4 protein-coding genes are annotated in these 3,555 nt (G+C 69.5%); 2 read left to right on the top strand and 2 right to left on the bottom strand.

The window, feature by feature from the left end:
- Positions 1-121: 121 nt before the first annotated feature.
- On the bottom strand, positions 122-328 hold the full coding sequence (locus ACFHWT_RS31050; RefSeq protein WP_416598214.1) for a tautomerase family protein: 207 nt from the start codon (positions 326-328) through the stop codon (positions 122-124).
- A gap of 24 nt (positions 329-352) precedes the next feature.
- Positions 353-1,111, bottom strand: a complete 759-nt coding sequence (locus tag ACFHWT_RS31055) for an SDR family oxidoreductase (RefSeq protein ID WP_416598216.1) — start codon at positions 1,109-1,111, stop codon at positions 353-355.
- 103 nt (positions 1,112-1,214) lie between these two features.
- On the opposite strand from ACFHWT_RS31055, the gene ACFHWT_RS31060 reads away from it, so the two are divergent.
- Complete coding sequence (locus tag ACFHWT_RS31060; protein WP_416598218.1) at positions 1,215-2,063, top strand: helix-turn-helix transcriptional regulator; 849 nt, start codon at positions 1,215-1,217, stop codon at positions 2,061-2,063.
- Positions 2,064-2,285: 222 nt separating this feature from the next.
- The coding region (locus ACFHWT_RS31065) for an endo-1,4-beta-xylanase (protein WP_416598220.1) at positions 2,286-3,555 on the top strand (1,270 nt) is incomplete at its 3' end.

A 3,555-nucleotide genomic window follows, 5' to 3' on the forward strand; every position in this document is an offset into this window, starting at 1 on the left:
GACCCAGGCCGCCGAACTCGTCGCCCAGCACTGGAACAGCTGACCCGAAACACCACACGCCCAGTCGAAGGGCCGGACCCCGTACCCGGGGTCCGGCCCTTCGACGCATGCCCCGGCCAGGTCAGCTGCGGCCGAGCAGATCGGCGTTGAGGATGGTGCCGCCAAGGCTCCAACCACCGTCGGTGACCTCCTCCAGAATCACCAGCGTGGTCGGCCGGGCGCGTTCGCCGTACACGTCCACGAAAGCGTCGGTGACGGCGTCTTGCAGTTTCTTCTTCGACTCCGGGGTCAGCGTGTCTGCGGGGACCTTGAGGTTGGCGTACGGCATGGGTTTTCCTTCCTGTCGTGCGGGTCAGCGGGCGTGCGGGTCGGCGGCGTTGAGGGTGGCCACGACCTGGTCGTAGTCGCCGCGTGTCTCGGCGTACCGGAGGTACTTCACCCGGTCGACGAGGATCTCGTGGGCGTGCGGCTCGGCCTTGATCAGGGCCATCACCTCGTCGGCGTACTCGTCGAGCGGCATCGCGAACTCCGATGTCTCCTGGCCTGGCAGCAGCCCGGTCCGCACGGCGGGCGGGACCAGCTCCGTCACCTGCACGCCGGTCGGTGCCAGCTGCAGGCGCAGCGTTTCGCTGAGCAGGTGGATCGCGGCCTTGGTGGCGTTGTAGGTCGGGGTGACGCGCAGCGGGACATGTGCCAGGCCGGAGGAGACCGTCATGATCGTGGCATCGGGCCTGGTCTGCAGGTGCCCGGTGAGCGCGGCGATCAGCCGGATCGGGCCGAGCAGGTTGGTGGTGACGATCTGTTCGGCGTCGGCGAGGAAGGCCGGGTCCGTCCAGTCCTCGCGCCGCATGATGCCGGCCATGGCGACCAGGACGTTCAGCTCCGGGTAGCGGCCGACGACGGAGGCGGCGGCCTGCGTGATGGACGCCGGGTCAGTGACATCGATACGTACGGTGCCGAAGCCGTGCTCGGCGGCGAGCCGGTCGAGCAGGTCGGCGCGACGGCCGCCGATGATCACGGTGTTTCCGTTAATCTGCAGCCGCTCGGCCAGGGCGAGTCCGATGCCGGATGTGCCACCGGGCAGGAAGATGGTGTTTCCAGATGGGTCCATGCCCACTACGTTCGGCGTCGCGTGCGCCGGGCGGCAGAGACCCGGTGATCGGGGGACCGGCAATCCCTGGTTGGGCCGGGCCCTGCGGTCGCAGGATGGGGACATGGACCGTACCGGCCTGGCCGATTTTCTCCGCCGCCGTCGTGCGGCGCTGCGTCCCGCCGATGTCGGCCTGACGCCGGGCGCTCGTCGCCGTACGTCCGGGTTGCGGCGTGAGGAGGTGGCGGCGCTGACCGGGATGTCGGTCGACTACTACGTACGGTTGGAGCAGCGACGCGGGCCGCAGCCGTCGGAGCAGATGCTCGCCGCGCTCGCCCGTACGCTGCGGCTGACCGCCGAGGAACGCGACCACCTGTACCGGCTGGCCGGGCACAACGTCCCGCGTCGCACGCCAGAGGACGGGCATGTCGCGCCGGCCCTGCTCCGGGTGCTGGACCGGATGGCGGACACTCCCGCGCTGATCCTGTCGTCGCTGAGCGAGGTGCTGGTGGCGAACCGCCTGGCGGTGTCGATCTTCGGTGATCCGGCGACCCGCACCGGGCTGGCCCGCAGTGACGTCTACCGCTGGTTCACCGACCCGGCCGCCCGGTCGGTGTATCCGGCGGAGGATCACGACCGGCAGGGCCGGAGCCTGGTCGCTGCGTTGCGGGCGGCGTACGGCGCGGCGGGTCCCCGGTCACGCGCCGGCGAGTTGGTACGGGCGCTGCTGGCCGGGTCGGACGAGTTCGGTGACCTGTGGCAGCGGCACGAGGTGGCCCGCCGGTTCGCCGACCACAAGACGTTGGTGCACCCCGAGGTCGGCGACATCGAGGTGGACTGTCAGGCGCTGTTCACCGAGGACCAGGGGCAGGCATTGCTGGTGCTGACGCCCCGGCCGGGCAGCGAGGCCGAGGAGAAGATTCGGCTGCTCGCGGTGCTCGGCCATCAGGACTTCGCCGGTACGGTCGGGTAGCGCACCAGCGCGATCCCGTGCGCGTCGCCGCCCGGTGCGGCCCGATGCGACGCGGCGCGCCCCTTGAAGGTGACGAAACTATCTGGCAATGTTACGGATATCAATGTTAGCGCTCTCAATGCAGGCGGCTGCCGTCCAGGCCGCTCACGCTACGAGCAGTCGGTAGCGTTAACAACATGTCCACATCGACCTGTCAGGTCACCGTCGCACCCGGGAGCCCTCGTGACACCACTGGTCCGTCCCAGTCCCCACCCCACCGGCAGACGCGCCGCGCACGCCACCGTCCGGCCGTCCCGTCTACCCCGACGGATGTTGCTGTCGTTGACCGCCGTCGCCGCGATGCTCCTCGGCGCGGTCGCGGTGGCCAGCCCGGCCAGCGCGGCGTCGACGTTGGGTGCCGCCGCCGCCGAGAGCGGCCGCTACTTCGGCGCCGCCACCAACTCGTTCATGCTGAACCGCCAACCCCACGCCACCGTCCTCAACCGCGAGTTCAACTCAATCGTCGCCGAGAACGAAATGAAGTGGTACCACACCGAACCCAACCAGAACCAGTTCAACTTCACCGCCGGCGACCAACTCATCGCCCACGCCCGCGCCCGCGGCATGACCGTCCGCGGCCACACCCTCGTCTGGCACGCCCAACAACCCCAATGGGCCGAGAACATGTCCGGCACCGCCCTGCGCAACGCCATGATCAACCACATCAACCGGGTCGCTGGCCACTGGCGCGGCGAGATCCACTCCTGGGACGTCGTCAACGACGCCTTCGCCGACGGCGGCAGCGGCGCCCGCCGCGACTCCAACCTGCAACGCACCGGCAACGACTGGATCGAAGTCGCCTTCCGCACCGCCCGCGCCGCCGACCCCGGCGCCAAACTCTGCTACAACGACTACAACACCGACGGCGTCAACGCCAAGTCCACCGCCATCTACAACATGGTCCGCGACTTCAAGTCCCGCGGCGTACCCATCGACTGCGTCGGCCTGCAGTCCCACCTCGGCACCACCCTCGACCCCACCTACCAGCAGAACATCCAACGCTTCGCCGACCTCGGCGTCGACGTCCAGATCACCGAACTCGACATCCAACAGGGCCCCAACCAGGCCAACATGTACGGCCAGGTCACCCGCGCCTGCCTCGCCGTCGCCCGGTGCACCGGCATCACCGTCTGGGGCGTCCTCGACCCCGACTCCTGGCGCACCGGCGCCAACCCACTGCTGTTCGACGGCAACGGCAACAGAAAACCGGCCTACGACGCCGTCCTCAACGCCCTCAACGCAGGCGGCGGCGACCCCGGCACCGGCCCGGTCGACCCGAACGCCTGGTACGTGCTGGTCAACCGCAACAGCGGCAAGGCATTGGACGTGTACGGGCTGGCCACCGAAGACGGGGCCCGGATCAGCCAGTGGACCCGCAACGACGGCGCCAACCAGCAGTGGCAGTTCGTCGACTCCGGCGGCGGCTACTACCGGCTCAAGTCCCGCCTGTCCG

Origin of the sequence: Micromonospora sp. LOL_021, from assembly GCF_048060215.1 — a bacterium.
GTDB lineage: Bacteria > Actinomycetota > Actinomycetes > Mycobacteriales > Micromonosporaceae > Micromonospora_E.

What these genes read in the sequence shown, in the direction of transcription:
- ACFHWT_RS31060 (WP_416598218.1), top strand. Translation starts at nt 1,215, where the DNA reads ATGGACCGTACCGGCCTGGCCGATTTTCTCCGCCGCCGTCGTGCGGCG.
- ACFHWT_RS31055 (WP_416598216.1), bottom strand. Translation starts at nt 1,111, where the DNA reads ATGGACCCATCTGGAAACACCATCTTCCTGCCCGGTGGCACATCCGGC.
- ACFHWT_RS31050 (WP_416598214.1), bottom strand. Translation starts at nt 328, where the DNA reads ATGCCGTACGCCAACCTCAAGGTCCCCGCAGACACGCTGACCCCGGAG.